The following is a 19061-nucleotide window of genomic DNA, read 5'->3' as shown; positions in this document are numbered from 1 at the left end:
CCGGCGGCGGGAGGCAGGACTGACGTGATCGGTACGCACGGCATGACGCAGCCGGCGGACTTGTCCGACGTGAGAATGACGAACCTGGCGGTGGTCCTCAGATACGTACGCACCCACGCACCCTGCTCGCGCGCGGACATCGCCGCGTCCACGGGACTGAACAAGGCAACGGTGTCCAGCCTGGTCGCCGATCTCCTGGAGCGACGGCTGCTCCGTGAGACCGGCATGGCGGAGAACAGGATCGGACGCCCGGCGGCGATGCTCACGCTCGAGTCCCGCCCGTACGCCGCGATCGGGCTCGAGGTCGCGACCGACCACCTCGCCGTGGTCGCGGTCGACCTGACCGGTGAACGCCTGCTGACCTGGCGCCGGGCGTACCCCGGGCTGGACGGCACCCCCGGGCGGGCCGAGGCCGCGGTCGCGGCGCTGGCCGGACGGGTGGTCGCGAAGATGGCCGCTCAGGACCGCCGGGTCCTCGGGCTGACCGTCGGTGTGCCCGGGCAGGTCGGCGCCGACGGTGGTGTGCGCTTCGCACCCCATCTCGGCCGGCCCGACCTGGAGCTGCACGCCGCCCTCGAACGCGGGCTGCGCCGGCCGGACTACGAGGTTGTCGTCGACAGCGCCGCCAATCTGGCCGCCCTGGCCGAGCACCGCGCCGGCGCCGACGCGGACACACCCGACCTGGTCACGCTGGTCGGTGACGCCGGTGTGAGCGCCGGGATCATCACCGGCGGCCGGTTGTTACGCGGCGGGCGCGGATCCGCGGGTCAGGTCGGTCATCTCCAGGTCGACTGCGACGGCCCGCTGTGCCGGTGCGGCCGCACGGGGTGCCTGGAAGCCGTCGCGGGGCTGCCCGCCCTGGTGCGCCGGGCGCTGCCGGACACCGAGGACGACGGCCCGGTCACCGATTACGCGCCCGAGCTGGAGCGGATCGTCGCGCTGGCCAAGGCGGGTGACACCCGGGTGACCGAGGTCCTCGCGGACACCGGCCGGCTGCTGGGCCGCGGCGTCTCGACCCTGGCCGAGCTGCTGGACCCGCAGGTCGTGGTGCTCGGCGGCACCTTCGCGACGCTCGCACCGTGGCTGCTGCCCGCGGTGGAGGCGGAGGTGAAGTCCCGGGCCGCCGCGCCGGGTGATCTCGGCTTCCGGGTCACGGTGTCCACCCTGCACCCGGACGCCGCGGCGGTCGGCGGCGCAATGCTGGCCCTGGACCGTCTGGAGGCCGGGCGGCTGCCCGTACCCGTCGAATAGGACATCGTCTTATCTAAATGTTTCTCTTGACCGGGATCGATGCCGGGTGTCAACCTCGAAGGGCTCCGCCGTAACACGTGCGTAACAGCGCGTCGGCGGAGCCTTTTCTCAGGCCATCATCGAAGCGCTTCGACGGACTCGCAGGGAGAGCACCGCGATGGACGACACGGCCCGCCGCACCTTCGAGGACCCCGGCGCGCCACTGTCCCGGCGGGTGGCCGACCTGCTCTCCCGGCTCACCCTCGACGAGAAGGTCGGACTGCTCCAGCAGTACCAGGGCGCGGTGCCCCGGCTCGGCGTCGGGCCGTTCCGTACCGGGACCGAGGCGCTGCACGGCGTCGCCTGGCTCGGCGAGGCCACCGTCTTCCCGCAGGCGGTGGGGCTGGGCAGCACCTGGGACCCCGAGCTGGTCCGGCGGGTCGGCGCGGCGGTCGGCGACGAGGTACGCGGCCTGCACCACAAGGACCCCGTCGGCACCGGGCTCAACGTCTGGGCGCCCGTGGTCAACCCGTTGCGCGACCCGCGCTGGGGCCGCAACGAGGAGGGGTACGCCGAGGATCCCTGGCTGACCGGGGTGCTCGGGACCGCGTACGCGTCCGGGCTGCGCGGCGACGACCCCCGCTACCTGCGGACAGCACCGACGCTGAAGCACTTCCTGGGCTACAACAACGAGACCGATCGCCACCTCACGTCCAGCGACCTGCCGCCGCGGGTGCTGCACGAGTACGAACTGCCGGCGTTCCGCGGGCCCATCGCCTCCGGTGCGGCCGTTGCGGTCATGGCGTCCTACAACCTGGTGAACGGCCGGCCGGCCCACCTGAGCCCGTTGCTCGCCTCCGAACTGCGCACCTGGACCGGCGACGACGTGCTGGTGGTCGGCGACGCGGGCGCCTGCACCAACCTCGCGGGCGACCAGCACTACCTGCCCGATCACGTGTCCGGGCTGGCCGCCGCGCTGCGGGCCGGGGTCGACTGCTTCACCGAGGACCCCGCGACGACCGTGACGCGGCTGCACGAGGCACTCGACCGCGGCCTGCTGACCGCCTCCGACGTGGACACGGCCGTCCGGCGCATCCTGGCGATCCGGTTCCGGCTCGGCGAGTTCGACCCCGCCGGCCTCGACCCGTACGCGGCCACGACCGCCGACGTCGTCAACTGCCCCGAGCACCAGGAGCTCGCCCGCGAGGCGGCCCGGGCTTCCGTCGTCCTGCTGAAGAACAGCGACGACCTGCTGCCCCTGGACGCCGGGCGGACGGTCGCCGTGATCGGGCCACTGGGCGACACTGTCGCGGCCGACTGGTACAGCGGCAGTCTGCCGTACGCGGTCTCGGTGCGGGCCGGTCTGACCGCCCGGCTGGGCGTGGACTCGGTGAGCGGGACCGAGGGTGCCGACCGGATCCGCCTGCGCACTCCGGCGGGAGTCGTGACCGGCGGCGACGGGCCCGAGGGTGCCGTGCTGCGGGCCGGCGGGAGCGGCGACGACCTCTTCGACGTGCTCGACTGGGGTGGCGGCACGCTCACCCTGCGCGCCGCGGGCAACCGGCGGTACGTGCGCGCGGGCGAGGACGGCGTGCTGATCAACGACCGGCCGGAGCCCGGCGAGTGGGTCGTGCGGGAGACGTTCGAGCCGCTCCGGCGGGGTCACGCCGTGCTGCTGCGGCACCTGGCGAGCAACCGGTGGGTCGTGGCCGGTGACGACGGTGTGCTGCGCGCCGAGGCCACGGAGGCCGCGACAGCCACGGCGTTCGACGTCGAGCTGGTCGAGGACGGTGCGGCAACCGCCGCGGCTGTGGCTCGCGAGGCCGACGTGGTGGTGGTCGTGCTCGGCAACCATCCGATGGTCGCCGGGCGCGAGACCGAGGACCGCACCGGGCTGGAGCTGCCGCCGGGGCAGGACGCGGTGCTGCGGGCCGTCCACGCCGCCAATCCGCGGACCGTGCTGCTGCTGACGAGCAGTTACCCGTACGCGATCGGCTGGGCCCAGGAGCACGTGCCGGCGGTGCTGTGGTCGGCGCACGGCGGTCAGGAGCACGGGACCGGCCTCACCGACGTACTGCTCGGCGCGACGGGGACGGGTGAGCCGGTCGAGCCCACGGGCCGCCTCCCCCAGACCTGGTACGCCGGCACCGACGAACTCCCCGACCTGCTCGACTACGACATCATCGGCAGCGACGCGACCTACCTCTACTTCCGGGGCACACCGCTCTACCCGTTCGGGCACGGCCTCGGCTACACCCGCTTCGAGCACCGGGACCTGCGGCTGAGCACCCCTTCCGTCTCGGCCGGCGACCGGGTCGAGGTCAGCGTCGACGTCGTCAACACCGGCGACCGGACGGGCACCGAGGTGGTGCAGTTCTACACACGGCAGCGGCGGTCGCGGGTCAAACAACCGCTGCGGCAGCTGCGGGGCTTCCGGCGGGTCCGGCTCGCTCCCGGCGAACAGGCCACGGTGACGCTGACCCTCGACCCGGCCGACCTGGCGTTCTACGACGTGGTCCAGGACCGGCCGCTGATCGAGTCGGCCCGGCACACCGTGCTGACCGGGCGCTCGTGCACCGACCTCACGGCGTCCGCGATCCTGACGGTGCACGGCGAGACCGTCCCGGACCGGCCGGCGACCAGCCTGCGGGCGGCGAACCGCGACGCCGAGTACGGCACCGCCCTGACCGCCGAGGGCCCGTCGGAAGGCGACGCCGTGGTGGCGGTCCGGGACGGCGGGTGGCTGGCCTTCGACCGCGTCGACTTCGGCGCGGGCGAACACCGCATCACCGCCTCGGCCGCGGCCTCCGGCTCCGGCGCACGGATCGAGGTACGCCTCGACGAGCCGCTCTCCGGTCCGGTGGCCGCGGTGCTGGACGTGCCGGCGGTGGCCGGACGCCACGACTGGATCGAGGTGGACGCGCCGCTGTCCGGCGCGTCCGGCCGCCACGACCTCTACCTGGTCTTCGACCGCGCCGGCGCCCGGGTCAGCGCTGTCGGTTTCGGGCCCTGAGCTGAGCCCCGGCCTCGGCGACGGTGGTGACATCGGCGTACTTCGCGCCCAGGTCGAAGATCGACGCGTCGTGCACGGCCCGGGTCCGGTCCCCGCAGGCGTCCGCGGCGACGATCGGGCGGAAGCCGTGCTGCAGCGCGTCGGTCGCCGTCGCCCGGACACAGCCCGAGGTCGACACCCCGGCGATGACCGCGGTGTCGATCCCCCGGGCGGTCAGGGTGGCCGCCAGTGAGGTACCGAAGAAGCCGGACGCGTACTGCTTGACGACGACCACCTCGCCCGCGCCCGGTTCCAGCTCGGGGACGAACTCGCCGAGGTGTCCGGCTCCCTCGGCGAGCACCGCGAGACCGGGCACCTTGCGGACGAAGAGGCCCCCGTCGGTGAGGTCCGCGGCATAGGCGACCCGGGTGTGCACGACCGGGATCCCGGCCGCCCGCGCCACGCCCAGCAGCTCGGCGCAGCCGTCGACCGCGGCCCGGGAGCCGAGGTCGAACGGGCTGCCCGGCGTGAAGTACGCCCGCATCATGTCGATGAGCAGCAACGCCGGGCGGTCACCCCAGCCGAGGGTGGCGCCGAAGGGCGTGGTCATGTCCAGACGGGCCGGGTCGGCGCGGGCAGACCGGTCTCCTCCTCGCACCGGGCGAGGATCTCGTCGAGGCCCGGTCCCATGTCGAAGACCGGCAACTCGTCCGGCCGCCCGGCCCGCAGCCGCCGGCGCAGGTCCTCGGTGCCGTCCGTGTCGACGGCACCACCGTCGTCGGTGACCACGCCGTACCGGCGGGCGCCGTCGCTGCTGACCAGGCCGCGGCGGACCTCCAGGCCGACCAGCGCGGGGTCGCGTTCGAGCGGGTCACCCCAGCCGCCGCCACCCCACGTGACGAAGTGCAGCACGTCGCCGGGGTGGACGGGCACGTCGTGACACTTGCTGGGCAGGATCTCCCGTTCACCGCCCGCGCGGTCGATCCACTTGCGACCGCGGGCGCCCGGGGTGCCGCCGTTGACACCCCACGGGTACATCAGCCAGCGGTCGTCGTGGATCGCGATCGTGCCGGGCTCGAGGAAGCGGTAGGCGACGTCGACACCGTTGCCACCCCGGTGCAGGCCCGCGCCGCCGGTGTCGGCGAGCGTCTCCCACTTCTCGATCCGCAGCGGGTAGTACGACTCGAGGAACTCGCACGGGATGTTGACGAAGCTGGGCCAGAGCGAGTGCCCGTCGGGACCGTCGCCGAGCGGCCGCCCGGGGATGCCGCCGAAGCCGATCGAGTAGAGCTGGAACCACTCCCCCTTGCGGTCGCCGCCCGAGTAGTTCCCGGAGTACATGAAGTGCGGCGAGGACGAGAAACCGGCCGCGTTGAGCAGCGCCGGGTTGGTCTGCCCGAGCAGGCCGCCGAAGAGGTCGAAGACCCGGCCGATGCCGTGGTTGCGGGCGTTCAGGGCGGCCGGATGTTTCGGCTTCCAGTAGGAGCCGTCGGGGATCGTCACGTCGACCAGCGGGTAGAAGCCGTCGTTCCAGAGGATCTGCGGGTCGGCCACGGTGATCATGTAGATGCCGAAGAACATCCGCGCCAGGTTCTCGTTGAGGTAGTAGTTGATCGGCCCGGCGGCCTGCGGTGACGAGCCCGTGAAGTCCAGGTGCACCTTCTCACCGGTCCGGGTCAGCGACAGCTTCAGCTCGTACGGCCCGAAGCCGACCCCGTCGTCGCAGATGTAGTCGGTGAACGAGAGCGTGCGCCCCTCCTCGAAGACGACCTGGAGCAGCACCTTCATCGCGTCGTGGTTGCGCTGGAGCAGATCGTCGAGCGCGGACAGATAGGTCGCGGTGCCGAAGCGGGCGCACATCTCCTGCACCCGGCGGGCGGCCGTGCGGCACGCGGCGACGAGGCCGTTGAGGTCGGCGCGGTTCCAGTCGGGGACGCGTACCTGGTTGAGAATGATCCGGAGGGCGTCCTCGTTGACCTTGCCGTTCTCGTAGAGCTTGAAGGGCGGGATCACCACACCCTCCTCGTAGATCGTGCGGGCGTCGGTCGGCATCGACGACGGCGTCTTACCGCCCACGTCCGACATGTGCCCGAACATCGAGGCCCAGCCGACGACCCGCCCGTCGACGTAGATCGGGAGAACGACCAGCCAGTCGTTGGCGTGACTGATCGCGGCGCCGCACGCGTACGGGTCGGAGGTGAGCAGGACGTCACCCTCGCCGATGTCACCGTCGAAGCCGGCCAGGAAGTCGGGGATCGAGAGGCCGAACTGGCCCACGACCATCTTGCCGCTCGCGTCGGCGATCAGCGGGAACTCGTCGTGCTGCTCCCGGATGCCGGGTGAGAGGGCGGTGCGGAAGAGGACCTCGTCCATCTCGTACCGGGCGTTGCGCAGACCGTTCTCGACCAGGTCGAGCGTCACCGGGTCGACGTCGGCCCGGGCGAGCGGGGTGGTGTCGCGTTCGACGATGCGTGCCATCTCAGGCCTCCGAGGGGCGGATCAGGAGACTGCCGCCGGCGTCGGCCGTGGCGGTGTGTCCGGGGAGCACGAGGGTGGTCGAATCCATCTCGGCCACGATGGCCGGCCCGGCGATCACGTCGCCGGCCCGGAGCTTGAGCCGGTCGTAGAGCCCGGCATCGACGAACGCGCCGTCGACGTACACGCGGGTGTCACCGGTCCGGGCGGCGGAGGGGTCACCGTCGCCCTTCTCCAGGTGGATCGGCGCCACGCGGGGACGAGGGCCGGTGACGGTGGCTCGGGCGTTGACCAGCTCGTGCCCGGCCGCGAGGGTGAACGAGAAGAGCCGCTCGTGCTCGGCGTCGAAACGGGCGGCGAGCAACGCGGGCGCGTCCGGCGCCGCCAGCAGCTCCTCGTCGAAGGTGACCGGCAACTCGTTGCCCTGGCCGACAAAACGCAGATCGGCGGAGTAGGTCGTGGTGTGCCGGTCGGCGGGGACCCCCTGGGCCACCAGACGCTGGGAAGCCGCCTCGGCGAGCTCGCGGAAGACCGTGGCGAACTCCCCGGCATCGAGGTCGCCGACCTTGCGCAGCACGGTCCGCGCCGCCTCGTCGCGGGCCGACGTGGTGGCGTCGCCCAGCGCGCACAGCACACCGGGTGACGGCGGGACGATGACCGGCCAGGCGCCGGTGAGCCGCCCGAGGGCGTTGGCGTGCAACGGTCCGGCACCACCGAACGCCACCAGGGCGAAGTCGCGCGGGTCGAAGCCCTGCTGCACGCTGACCAGGCGCAGACCGCCGAGCATGTTCTCGTTGACGATGTCGATGATCCCGGCGGCGGCCGCCTCGGCACTCGGCAGGCCCATCGCGTCGGCGACGGTCTGCACGGCGGCGCGGGCGGCCTCGCGGTCGAGGGTGATCTCGCCACCGGCCAGCGAGGACGGCAGATAACCCAGGACCACGTTCGCATCGGTCACGGTCGGCTCGGTGCCCCCTTTCCCGTACGCGGCCGGCCCCGGCTCGGCACCGGCCGACTGCGGCCCGACCCGCAACGCCCTGGTCAGCTGCGGCACGTGGGCGATCGAGCCGCCACCGGCACCGACCGTCCGGACGTCGACCGCCGAGGCACGCACGGTCAGGTCACCGACCTTCGTCTCGCGGCCGATGCGGGCCGTCCCGCCCTGCACCAGCGCGACGTCGGTCGACGTGCCGCCCATGTCGAAAGTGATCAGCTCGGTGTGCCCGGACTGCTCGGCCACCCAGACGGCACCGGTGACACCACCGGCCGGGCCCGACAGCAACATCGTGACGGGCGCGGAGATCGCGGCGGTGGCCGACGACAGGCCGCCGTCGCTGCGCAGGATCGACAGCTCCCCGCGTACGCCCTCGGCGGCGAGCTGGGCGGACAGGTTGGCGACGTACCGCGCGACCTGCGGCTGGACGTATCCGTTGGCGACGGTGGTGAGGGCGCGTTCGTACTCGCGCATCTCGGGGAGCACCACGCTGGAGAGCGAGACCTCGATGCCGGGGAGTTCCTCGGCGGCGAGCTCGGCGATGCGCCGCTCGTGCTCGTCGTTGGCGAAGGCGTTGATGAGCGACACCGCCAGAGCCTCGATGCCGTTGTCCCGCAGCTGTCGCAGGGCCTTGCGCGTGGCCTCCTCGTCGAGCGGCCGGACGACGCTGCCGTCGCTGCCCGTGCGCCCGGGCACCTCGACGGTGTTCTCCAGGGCGGCGAGCGGTTCGGGTTTGGGCCAGATGATCCAGCCGGCCAGGCCGCCGGGCACGAACGACCGGGCGATCTGCAGCACCTGCCGGAAACCCTCGGTGGTGACGAGACCGACGGTGGCGCCCTTGCCCTCCAGGATCGCGTTCGTCGCGACGGTCGTGCCGTGCAGGACGTGCGCGACGTCGCCGCGCTCGACACCCGCCTCGGCACACACCTTGTCGATGCCGTGCAGCACACCCACCGACTGGTCACTCGGCGTCGAGGCGGTCTTGGCCCGCCAGGTCGCCCCGGAATCCTCGTCGACCAACAGCACGTCGGTGAAGGTTCCGCCCACATCCACGCCGAGTCGATATGACATCTCGCTCCCTTCTCAGATGATGCCGGCTGCACGCAGGCGCGCTTGCTCCGTCTCGTCCAGACCGATGAGTCCGCCGTAGATCTCGGTGTTGTGCTCGCCCAGGGCCGGCCCGGCGGTGCGGACGGCTCCCGGGGTCTCGGAGAGCCGCGGTGTTGCGTTCTGCATCGGCAGCTCACCGAAATCGGGATGGGGCACGGTCACGATCGCCTCGCGGGCCGCGAAGTGCGGGTCACCGAACATGTCCTTCGCCCGGAAGATCCGGCCCGCCGGTACGCCGTTGGCATGCAGCAGTCCGAGCAGGTCCTCGGCCGCGCGGCCCGAGGTCCAGCGGGCGATGTGGTCGTCGAGCTCGGCCATCGCCGCGCCGCGGGCCGAGTGGGTCGCGTACCGGGGGTCGGCGGCGAGCTCCGGCTCCCCCATCGCGACGGCCAGCCGCCCGAACACCGTGTCCTGGTTGGCGGCGATGAGGATCAGATCGCCGTCACCGGTCGGGTAGACGTTGCTCGGTGACACGTTCGGCAGCGTCGCGCCGGTGCGCTCGCGCTGGTAACCGGCGACCGCCCACTCCGGCAGCAGCGACTCCATCATCGCCAGCACCGCCTCGTAGATCGCCGAGTCGACGATCTGCCCGCGGCCGGTCCGCCCACGGCTGTGCACCGCGACGAGTGTGCCCAGACAGGCGTAGACCGCGGCGAGCGAGTCACCGAGCGAGATCCCGGCGCGGACGGGCGGGCTGCCGGGCTCACCCATGACGTAACGGATGCCGCCCATCGCCTCGCCGATCGAGCCGAAGCCGGCCCGGCTCGCGTAGGGGCCCGTCTGGCCGTACCCGGTGACCCGGGTGATGATCAGGCCCGGATTGGTCTTCCACAGCGTCTCGGGCGCCATGCCCCAGCGTTCGAGGGTGCCCGGCCGGAAGTTCTCCACCACGATGTCGGCGGTGTCGATGAGCCGGCGGATCAGCGCCTGCCCCTCGGGGTCCCGCAGATTGCAGGTGATCGACTTCTTGTTGCGGGCGACGACCGGCCACCACAGCGACTTGCCGTGCGGCTTCTCCCGTCCCCACTGGCGCATCGGGTCACCCGTCGCCGGGTCCTCGACCTTGATGACCTCGGCACCGAAGTCGCCCAGCAGCTGACCGCAGAACGGCCCGGCCAGCAGCTGACCGAACTCGACCACTCGCAGGTCGTCCAGGGGCAGGGTCATGCGGTCACCCCGATCATCGTGGCGCGGGCGTTGTAGAGGTGGGCGCGCATGATGGCCTCGGCCCAGTCGCCGTCACCCGCGCGGGCCGCGGCGACCATCTCGACGTGGTGGTTCAGGCTGCGCAGCAACGCATCCGGCGCGTAGTCGTGGAAGTTCTGGTGCACCACGGCCGCGTGCGTGACGCCGCGCAGGGCCGCCGCGAGCGGTGCCGCGCCGGCCGCCTCGATGAACAGACCGTGGAAGCGCCGGTTGAGGTCGACGATCGCGGTCAGGTCCTGGTGCCGTCCCGGACGACCGATCCGGAGCATGGCCTCGGCGAGCTCGTCCAGCTCGGCGAGCTCCCCGGCACCGAGCTTCGGTACGGCCTGACGCACCGCGTACGGCTCGAGCCGCAGGCGCAGCTCGAAGATCTCCCGCAGCTCGTCCGTCGACCAGGTGGCAACACGGGCGCCCCGGTTGGGCTGCAGCTCGACCAGCCCTTCGGCGGCGAGCCGGCTGAGCGCCTCGCGGATCGGGGTCCGGCTCACCGACAGGCGACTGGCCAACTCGGCCTCGCCGAGCCGGGTCCCGGACGCGATCACCCCCGAGAGGATCTCCTCTCGCAGTGACTGCGCCGCTTGCTCCGCCGCTGGTCGCACTGGACCTCCCGCTCAGCTCGATTGCATGCAATCCTGGTCACTGCCGGGACGTTTCCGCAAGAGGGGTGTCCATGATGTTGGTGGGTTGTATGCAATGAGCGTTTCGGTGGTAGAAGTCTCCCCGCGTGACGGGCTGCAGAACGAGGACGTCCTGCTGAGCACCGACGACAAGGTCGCCCTGATCTCGTCGCTGGCGGCGGCCGGCCTGCGCCGCATCGAGGCGACCAGCTTCGTGCACCCGAAACGGGTCCCGCAGATGGCCGACGCCGAAGCGGTCGCCGCACGGCTCCCCCGCGGGCAGGTGTCCTGGATCGGGCTCGTGCTCAACGAGCGCGGTCTCGACCGGGCGATCGCCGCCGGTCTGGACGAGGTCAACGTTGTTGTCGTCGCCACGGACACCTTCAGCACCCGCAATCAGGGCGTCACGACGGCCGAGGGCATCGCGGCGTGGCAGCGGATCGCCGTGCGGGCCAAGGATGCCGGTCTGCGGACCACGGTGACGATCGCCGCCGCGTTCGGCTGCCCGTTCGAGGGTGAGGTACCGGTGAGCCGCGTCCGCGAGGTCGTCGCCGGATGCCTGCAGGCACGACCCGACGAGCTGGCCCTGGCCGACACCATCGGCGTCGGTGTGCCCGCGCAGGTGCGGGCGCTGGCCGGAGTCGCGGCCAGCGAGGCGCCGGGTGTGCCGTTGCGGTGGCATTTCCACAACACCCGCAACACCGGTTATGCCAACGCTCTGACGGCTGCCGAGCTGGCCGGGGACTCGCCGGTGGCGCTCGACAGCAGCGCCGGTGGCATCGGCGGATGCCCGTTCGCACCGGACGCGACCGGGAACATCGCGACCGAGGACCTGCTCTACCTGCTCGGCCGCAGCGGATACGACGTCGGCGTGGACGTCAGCGCGCTGCTGCCGGTAGCCCGCCGCCTGGGCGACCAGCTCGGCCACGAAGTACCCGGGCAACTGTCACGCGCCGGCCTCTTCCCGCTGGGGTCAGCAGTGCGGTGACCAGCCGTCGGTGCCGGCCAGGTAGGACGCGACGGTGTAGCCGGTGGCCTCGGCGGCGGTGAGTTGCGGGCGGTCCGGGGTCACCAGCGCGCCGGGGCCGCGGTTGCGGAACTCCGCGAACCGCGCGTCACGCCACGACCAGGTGCCGAAGTCGCTCCACGGCGCCGGGCCGATGTGCGCGCCGAGCACCGAGTTCCGGATCACCGCCTGCCCGATCGCGTTCGGGTCCTGGCTCGGATGCCACGGCCGCCCGAGGAAGACACTCGCCGCGGGTGCGTCGGAGGCGAACGAGCAGCGTGAGAAGAGCAGCCCGTACGGGTTGGTGATGCTCGTGCTCGGCGCGGTCACGTATCCGTTGTTGGTCTCGGATCCGCGGGTCAGCGAGTGGATCCGGCAGCGGTCGAAGGCGGCCGTGCCACGGCCGAAGATGAAGTCGACGTCACCCTCGACGTAACAGCCACGCAGGTAGATCCGGGCGGGTACGTCCGCGGCCGGACTGTTGAGGTAGAGCGTGTCCTGGTTGCCGAGGAACCGGACGTGATCGAAAACGAGCCGATCAGCGCGGGTCAGCACCGCCACCGCCTGCCTGCCGGTGATCTCCGGGTGGGCGGCCTCGTCGAAGGTGTTGGCGAACGTCAGGTTCGTGGCAGTGAAATCCGAGGCGTCGACGGTGACCGAGGCGCTGCCCGAGGTGCCCCACGTGCCACCTTCGGGGCGCGGGGTGCCGTTGGCGCGGTCGTCGCTGATGACCACCTGCTCCGCACGGGTGGCCCGGCCGCGCAGCAGGACGTGCGGCTTGTCCGCCGGAACGATGACCTGCCCGGTGTAGACACCCGGCCGCACGTCGATCGTGAAGCAGGTGGTGTTCCCGGATGGCACCGCGTCGATCGCGGCCTGGACGGTCGTGACGTCACCGCTGCCGTCGGCCGCGACCGTGATCCGCCGGCCCGGGTGGGCCGGCCCGGGAAGGCCGTCGGCCGCGACCCGCCCGCCTGGGTGGGCCTGCCCGGGAAAGCCGTCGGCTGTGGTCGGCCCGCCTGGACGGGCCTGCGCGGAACGGCCGGTGGCAAGGCCGGCGGCCACCGCGGCGCCGGAGGTCGCGGCCAGCCGGATCAAGGTGCGGCGGTGCATGGGACCTCCCGAGGTAAGCGCTTACCTCAGGACGGTAGGACCGGCAGTGACATTCGTCAATGGATGCGTGTCAGCGCGCCGGGGCTTCGTGTCGGCGGCGTGTCAGCCGTCTCCGCGAAGCTCGGTCCATGACTGATCTTGCTTACGCCGGGTTGTTCTTCGCCGGGCTGCTCGCGGGCTTCGAGATTCTCGTGCGCTTCGCCCTGCGTGATCCGCTCGGGGCCGTGGAGCCGGAGCCGCAGATCCGGCTCCGCCAGGCGCTCATCCTGCGGATGAGAATCCTGGTCGCGGGTGTCTTCCTGCTCACCGCGGCCCTCGCGGTCACGGTCTCTATCACCGACGGCTCACTTCTCCGGTACGCCGGACTCGCCGCCCTGCTGGTGTGGGCCGTGACGACCTTCGGCGGGACCGTCCCGATCAACAGTGCCGTCCTCACCTGGGACCCGCAGGCCCCGCCGCCGGACTGGCGCACCCTGGTCACCCGCTGGGAACGCCTCGACACCGTCCGCGCGGGCGCGGCGCTCGCGGCCTTTGTCCTCTTCCTCCTGGCCGTGACGCCGTGAGCTCGCCCGCAGGTGGAAGCGTTCACCCTGCGGGCCGAGGATGCTGAGGAGCTCGACCGGGTGGGTGTCGGCCGTGCCGAACCAGTGCGGGAGATGGGTGTCGAACTCCGCGACCTCCCCGCTGCTCAGGACCAAACTCTGGTCGCCGAGCACGAGGCGCAGCCGGCCGTTGAGGACGTAGAGCCAGTGGTAGCCCTCGTGGGACTTCGGATCGGGCTCCCGGTCGGCCGGCCCCGCGGGCAGGACCATCTTGAACGCCTGCAGTCCGCCGGGTTTGCGGGTGAGCGGGATGACCGTCAGGCCGAAGCGGGTGACCGGGCGGGGGAAGACCCGGGGGTCGCCGCTGGCCGGAGCCCCGACCAGATCGTCGAGCGGCACCTGGAAGGCCTTGGCCAGCGGCAGCAGCAGGTCGAGCGCGGGCCGGCGCTGACCGGACTCCAGCCGCGACAGCGTGCTGATCGGGATGCCGGTCGACTCGGCGAGGGCGGTCAGAGTTGATCCGCGGCGCCGGCGCAGCTCCCTCAAACGGGGGCCCACCGCGGCCAGCACGGCGTCGAACTCGTCGTTCATGGGCGCCACTCTGCCCGACTGTTTGTCCTGGTCGCACGAAACTTTGTCAGATCGGCAAACGGCCGTCCCGCGGGGGCGGGACGGCCGTCGTGTCAGCTCACCAGAGGACGCCGGGCTGGGGCAGCTCCGATCCGGCGGCGAACCAGGTGTGCCAGCGGACGCCGGTGCCGGCGAAGGTCCGGGCGGTCGAGCGCGCCACGAAGACGTCCGCGGCCGCGCCCCGGGTGAACGTGGCGATGTCGGTCAAGCCGTCGCCGGTGAAGTCGCCGGTGCCGGGGATCTCCGAGCCGGCCGCGAAGTAGTCGTGCCACTTGACCCCGGTGCCCACGAACCCCGAACCCGTCGACCGGGCCACGTAGACGTCGGCCGAGGAACCGCGCGTGAAGGTGACGATGTCGTCCTTGCCGTCACCGGTGAAGTCGCCGACCGACGGCAACTCCGAGCCCGCCGCGAAGTAGTCGTGCCACTTGGCGCCGGTGCCCACGAACCCCGAACCCGTGGACCGCGCGACGTACACGTCCGCCGACGCGCCCCGGGTGAACGTGGCGATGTCGTCCTTGCCGTCACCCGTGAAGTCGCCGACGGCCGGGATCTCCGAGCCTGCCGCGAAGTAGTCGTGCCACTTCTGACCCGTACCGGAGAAGGCGGAGCCGGTCGAGAGGGCGACGTAAACGTCGGCCGAGGAACCGCGGGTGAAGGTGGCGATGTCGTCCCTGCCGTCACCGTTGAAATCGCCGACGGCCGGGATCTCCGAGCCCGCCGCGAAATAGTCATGCCATTTGGCGCCCGTTCCGGTGAAGGAGGAACCGGTCGACAAGGCGACGTAGACGTCGGCTGCCGCGCCACGGGTGAACGTCACGATGTCGTCCTTGTTGTCACCGTTGAAATCACCCACCAACGGCGTTTCGGTCCCGGCCGCAAAATAGTCATGCCATTTGACTCCGGTACCGGTGAAGGCGGAGCCGTTGGACAACGCGACGTAGACGTCGGCCGCCGGCCCGCGGGTGAAGGTGACTATGTCGTCGCGGCCGTCACCGTTGAAATCCCCGGCCACGCCACCGAATCCGCCGCCGGACGGCGGTGCCGCCGCGGCCGGAAGGCCCTGCAGTTGTGCCGCCACCGTCATGGCCGCGATTGCCGTCAACGCCAGCAGGCGCCGGTTCCCGTTCATCTTTCTCCCCGTTCTCGTGGTGGACATTCCGGGAACGAACCTAACGCCGGTAAAGGGCATTGCCGTCATTGCGTCCGGTTGCCGTCGGTAACCGGAAAAGGCCGCGAAGCGCGTGGCCCGGGCGTACGATTTTTTGCCCGTCCGTGGACTCGCGGTCGCTGAAGATCGGGCTTACGCTCGCCTTCGTCCGGGCGTCTGCCGCAGGTGGGGACCAAGAAGCGGCGGCCCGGTCACGAACCGAAAGGCAGGACATGAGAAGACTCCTGGCCGCCCTCGTCGTCGCCGGCCTCACCGCCGGCGGCGCGGTGGCAGCGGCGCCGGTGCAGGCCGCACCGGCTCGCGGCGAGTCCGGCTTCACGCCGGCGCCGATCTCGTGGGGACAGTGCGAGAGCCCCGGGCTCCAGTCCCGCAACGCGCAGTGCGGCCTGCTCACGGTGCCGCTGGACTACAGCCGTCCGGGCGGCACCAAGATCAAGCTGGCCGTGTCGCGGATCGTGCACAAGTCGTCGGCCGCCGACTACCAGGGCGTCATGCTGACGAACCCCGGCGGTCCCGGCGGCTCGGGCCTGACGCTGTCGGTGCTCGGCGAGTACGTCCCGGACGACGTCGGCAGCGACTACGACTGGATCGGCTGGGACCCCCGCGGTGTCGGCTCCAGCGAACCGTCCCTGACCTGCGACGGCGAGCTGACCACGGCGTACAACCGGCCGTACTACGTTCCGGTGACCCGGTCGCTGGAGAAGACCTGGCTCAACCGCTCCAAGACGTACGCGCAGGAGTGCGCGAAGGCCGGCGGCGCGCTGCTGGACCACGTCAAGACCACCGACACGGTGGCCGACATGGAGAGCATCCGCAAGGCCCTGGGCGCCAAGCAGATCAACTTCTACGGCTTCTCCTACGGCACCTACCTGGGCCAGGTCTACAGCACCCTGCACCCCGACCGGGTACGCCGGATGGTGCTGGACGGCAACGTGGACCCCCGCGGCGTCTGGTACGACGCCAACCTGGCCCAGGACACCGCCTTCGACGCCAACTCCAAGGTGTACTGGAACTGGATCGCCAGGTACGACTCGGTCTACCACCTGGGCACGACCGGCAAGGCGGTCGAGAAGAAGTACTACGCGACCCTGGAGAAGCTCCGGAAGGCACCCGCGGGCGGCGTCATCGGCCCCGACGAGTGGGCCGACGTGTTCACCTCGGCGGCGTACTACGTCTTCGAGTGGACCGACATCGCCGACGCGTTCGCGGCACTGGTGAACAACAGCGACTACGCCCCGGTGAAGGCGCTCTACGACGGCGGCTACCCGCAGGGCCCCGGCACCGACAACGGCTACGCGATGTACCTCGCCACCCAGTGCACCGACGTCAAGTGGCCGCAGAGCTGGGACAAGTGGCGCCGCGACAACTGGCGTACCTACGCCAAGGCGCCGTTCCTGACCTGGGGCAACGCCTGGTTCAATGCCCCCTGCCTGTACTGGAAGGGTGACGTGGGCAAGCCCGTGCGGATCAGCGGCAAGAAGACCCCGCCGATCCTGCTCATCAGCGAGACGAAGGACGCGGCGACGCCGTACTCCGGCAGTCTCCAGGTGCGCAAGCTCTACCCGCGCTCGGTCCTCGTCGAGGGTGTCGGCGGCACCACCCACGCCGGCTCGCTCAACGGCATCGCGTGTGTGGACGACACGATCGCGGCGTACCTGGCCGACGGCTCGCTGCCGAACCGCGTCCGGGGCAACCGCTCCGACAAGCAGTGCGACCCTCTCCCCCAGCCCGACCCGACGGCTGCGGCGGCGAAGAGCGCAACAGCCACCGGCGGTGGCGCCGCCCGGTTGCTGCAGGGGACCTCGGTCCAGCGGTAGTGCACCACGCGGGAGGGGACGGCTGCCGTCCCCTCCCGCGCTGTTCCGTCAGCGCATCGCGGCGATGGCCGCATCCACGCGGCCACGCATCCTCTGCTGCCCGGCCGCGGTCGGGTGACCGGAGAGCTGCGTCTTCCCGCCGTTGGGCACGATCGCCTCGACGTAGGCATCACCGGTGCACAGCTCGTGCCCCGCCAGGACGTTCAGCGTGGAGACGTAGCTGACCGGGACCCCGCTCGTACGGGTCGTGGCCACGATCTGCGCGATGCGGGTGTCCAGGTAGGTGCCCAGCCCGACCAGAGCCTCGCGCGCGCCGCCCGACAGCCAGAGACAGTGCGCCTTGAACGCCGTACCGGTCGCCATGATGTTGGGATAACCGACGACCAGGACCCGACCGGCACGACCACCGGCGGTGAGCTGCGCGCCGATGCTGCGGTAGACGTCCGGCAGACGCGCCGGAAGCAGCCGGTCGATGTCCTGCTTCGCTCGGCGGACCCGGTTGATGCAGGGCCCGGCGCCGACCTCCCGGCCGCGGGTGGCCAGTCCCGTCAGGTAACAGGTGAGGATGATGTCCCCGAACCCGACGTCGTTGCCGCCGACCGAGACGGTGACGAGTTCCGGGACGTTCGCGACACTCCGCAACTGCGCGGTCTGCGGCCGCTCGGTCTTGAAGCTGTCCCGGACGACGTTCGTCGCCAGCGCACCCGAGCAGGCGAAGTGCCCGCTCAGGGCCAGCGGCGCCTCGATGTCGAGATAGCGTGCCCACGCGAACTTGCTGCGGTGGCACTTGTCGGCCTTGGTGTCGGTGCCCGCATCGAACGGCGGTGCACCCTCGCCGGAGGAGAACGAGTCGCCGAGCGCCACGTAGTTCGCCGGGCGGACCAGGACCTTCGTCGTGGCCCGGGCGCCGGGCGCATCGGTCGCGGTGAAGGTGATCTCGCCGGCGTGGTCCAGCCCCGACCTCGCGGTCGTGGAGCAGGTCGCCACCGAGCCGTCGGCCGAGCGTACACAATCGACCTTGACCGGCTGCAGGGGCAACTGCGACCAGGTCACGGTGACCGGACCGCCGTCGGGGTCCTGCGCCGCGACCCGGAAGCTGCCCGGCTGCGGAAAGACACCGTCGACCTGCTGCGGCGCCTCGGTGAACACCGGCGGCCGGTTGGCCGGCGCGGGTTCACCGCTGCCGGGACCCGGACCGGTGCCGGGCAGGAACGTGAGCCTGACCGTGTACGCGAAGTTCCTCTTGTCGGCGCGGCGCGTGAAGGTCCACACCGTCGTTCCGTCCCGCTGCAGGGCGTACCGGTCGTCCGACAGCTGGAAGGAACCGTCGAGCTCGCCGAGGGCGATGTCGAAGGGTGTCCCGGCCGGCTCGGACGGCGATTCCCACACGCCGCTCCCGCAGGAGCCGGAACACAACGGGGTGTCGTCGTAATCGTTGGCGACGAACGACAGGAAGTCCGGCTCGTAACTGCCGGCCGCCACGATCAGCTCGATCGACAGCCGGCCGTCCGCCGGGAAAGTCATCGCCGCGGTGTTGTCGGCGTGCGCGGGTGGTCCTCCGGCCAGCGTCAGGGCGACCACCACGAGGGCGGCCACCGCGCAGCGCACCGATCTCACGGGCGGTTACCGCCGATGAGCTCGCCCGACCAGCGGCGCGACCGGTGACCGTCACAGTCGTTCTGCACCGCCGGGACGCCGGTGCCGACCTCGCCGCCCGCGATCGTCAGGCAGCGGCCGCTGTTCGCGTTGCGCATGAGGAACGTGTCCCCCGGGGCGTCGAGCAGCCGCCAGCGGCGGGACTGCGCGTCGTCGCAGGGCGCCTGGACGGCACGGTTGTTGTTGTCCTTGCCGCCGGCCGCGATGGTGAGGCAACGGCCGCTGCGCAGGTTCTGGATCTGGAAGAGACCGGTCCAGGTGGCGAGCCGCATCCGCCACATCTGGGACCGCTGGTCGCGGCAGGGCCGCTGCACGGCGAGGCTGGAACCGTCGTCGACCGTCAGGCACTTCCTGCTGTTGGTGTTGATCAGCAGGAACCCGGAGAGGAAGTCGGTCGGGCCGGGCGGGGCGGCCTCGGCGGCGGCGCCGGGTGCCAGCAGGCCGGCGGTGAGCAGGGCGGTCACCGCGGCGGACAGGAAACGGCGGCGGACAGACATGGCGG

General features: G+C 71.5%; 14 protein-coding genes and 1 pseudogene. 5 read left to right on the top strand and 10 right to left on the bottom strand.

The window, feature by feature from the left end:
• Positions 1–90 precede the first annotated feature (90 nt).
• Both AFR_RS17745 and AFR_RS17740 read left to right on the top strand, forming a co-directional pair.
• On the top strand, positions 91–1251 hold the full coding sequence (locus AFR_RS17745) for an ROK family transcriptional regulator (protein ID WP_238547295.1): 1161 nt from the start codon (positions 91–93) through the stop codon (positions 1249–1251).
• 157 nt (positions 1252–1408) lie between these two features.
• Positions 1409–4243, top strand: a complete 2835-nt coding sequence (locus AFR_RS17740; RefSeq protein ID WP_023362069.1) for a glycoside hydrolase family 3 protein — start codon at positions 1409–1411, stop codon at positions 4241–4243.
• Here the strand turns inward: AFR_RS17740 and AFR_RS17735 are convergent.
• From AFR_RS17735 to AFR_RS17715, 5 genes are read right to left on the bottom strand one after another with little or no spacing between them, the layout of a single operon-like run.
• The gene (locus AFR_RS17735) at positions 4218–4832 is read right to left on the bottom strand and encodes an isochorismatase family protein (RefSeq protein ID WP_041840944.1); all 615 of its coding nucleotides are present in this window, start codon (positions 4830–4832) and stop codon (positions 4218–4220) included. The genes AFR_RS17740 and AFR_RS17735 overlap by 26 nt on opposite strands.
• On the bottom strand, positions 4829–6700 hold the full coding sequence (locus tag AFR_RS17730; protein WP_023362065.1) for a hydantoinase B/oxoprolinase family protein: 1872 nt from the start codon (positions 6698–6700) through the stop codon (positions 4829–4831). Before AFR_RS17730 ends, AFR_RS17735 begins: the two co-directional genes overlap by 4 nt.
• 1 nt (position 6701) lies before the next feature.
• Positions 6702–8762: a hydantoinase/oxoprolinase family protein gene (locus AFR_RS17725; protein ID WP_041840943.1), complete on the bottom strand. Its 2061-nt coding sequence runs from the start codon at positions 8760–8762 to the stop codon at positions 6702–6704.
• Between the two features lie 12 nt (positions 8763–8774).
• Positions 8775–9968: a CaiB/BaiF CoA transferase family protein gene (locus AFR_RS17720; protein ID WP_023362061.1), complete on the bottom strand. Its 1194-nt coding sequence runs from the start codon at positions 9966–9968 to the stop codon at positions 8775–8777.
• Positions 9965–10549, bottom strand: coding sequence for a GntR family transcriptional regulator (locus tag AFR_RS17715; RefSeq protein ID WP_023362059.1), 585 nt, complete (start codon positions 10547–10549; stop codon positions 9965–9967). Before AFR_RS17715 ends, AFR_RS17720 begins: the two co-directional genes overlap by 4 nt.
• Positions 10550–10700: 151 nt before the next feature.
• On the opposite strand from AFR_RS17715, the gene AFR_RS17710 reads away from it, so the two are divergent.
• Positions 10701–11612: a hydroxymethylglutaryl-CoA lyase gene (locus AFR_RS17710; protein WP_041840941.1), complete on the top strand. Its 912-nt coding sequence runs from the start codon at positions 10701–10703 to the stop codon at positions 11610–11612.
• Here the strand turns inward: AFR_RS17710 and AFR_RS17705 are convergent.
• A complete protein-coding gene (locus AFR_RS17705; RefSeq protein ID WP_023362055.1) occupies positions 11598–12743 on the bottom strand; it encodes a pectinesterase family protein in 1146 nt (381 codons plus the stop codon). The genes AFR_RS17710 and AFR_RS17705 overlap by 15 nt on opposite strands.
• Before the next feature lie 59 nt (positions 12744–12802).
• Here AFR_RS17705 and AFR_RS48710 point away from each other — a divergent pair, with 59 nt between their 5' ends.
• A complete protein-coding gene (locus AFR_RS48710) occupies positions 12803–13306 on the top strand; it encodes an anthrone oxygenase family protein (RefSeq protein ID WP_148307991.1) in 504 nt (167 codons plus the stop codon).
• On the opposite strand, the pseudogene AFR_RS17700 reads toward AFR_RS48710, so the two are convergent.
• Together AFR_RS17700 and AFR_RS17695 are read right to left on the bottom strand one after the other, a co-directional pair.
• A pseudogene (locus tag AFR_RS17700) lies at positions 13283–13876 on the bottom strand (helix-turn-helix domain-containing protein); the annotation flags it as partial. The gene AFR_RS48710 and the pseudogene AFR_RS17700 sit on opposite strands and share 24 nt — an antisense overlap.
• Before the next feature lie 97 nt (positions 13877–13973).
• Positions 13974–15047, bottom strand: a complete 1074-nt coding sequence (locus AFR_RS17695) for an FG-GAP repeat domain-containing protein (RefSeq protein ID WP_023362051.1) — start codon at positions 15045–15047, stop codon at positions 13974–13976.
• A gap of 251 nt (positions 15048–15298) precedes the next feature.
• On the opposite strand from AFR_RS17695, the gene AFR_RS17690 reads away from it, so the two are divergent.
• Complete coding sequence (locus tag AFR_RS17690) at positions 15299–16903, top strand: alpha/beta hydrolase (protein ID WP_023362049.1); 1605 nt, start codon at positions 15299–15301, stop codon at positions 16901–16903.
• A gap of 48 nt (positions 16904–16951) precedes the next feature.
• On the opposite strand, the gene AFR_RS17685 is transcribed toward AFR_RS17690, so the two are convergent.
• Both AFR_RS17685 and AFR_RS17680 read right to left on the bottom strand, forming a co-directional pair.
• The gene (locus AFR_RS17685; protein ID WP_148307990.1) at positions 16952–18520 is read right to left on the bottom strand and encodes an SGNH/GDSL hydrolase family protein; all 1569 of its coding nucleotides are present in this window, start codon (positions 18518–18520) and stop codon (positions 16952–16954) included.
• A complete protein-coding gene (locus AFR_RS17680) occupies positions 18517–19056 on the bottom strand; it encodes an RICIN domain-containing protein (RefSeq protein ID WP_023362046.1) in 540 nt (179 codons plus the stop codon). The genes AFR_RS17685 and AFR_RS17680 overlap by 4 nt, the downstream gene beginning before the upstream one ends.
• Positions 19057–19061: the final 5 nt, after the last annotated feature.

The sequence above is a fragment of the Amorphoplanes friuliensis DSM 7358 genome, assembly GCF_000494755.1.
Classification (GTDB): domain Bacteria; phylum Actinomycetota; class Actinomycetes; order Mycobacteriales; family Micromonosporaceae; genus Actinoplanes; species Actinoplanes friuliensis.
The sequence above is the reverse complement of the archived record's forward strand: the minus strand, read 5'-3'. Positions and strand labels throughout refer to the sequence as shown.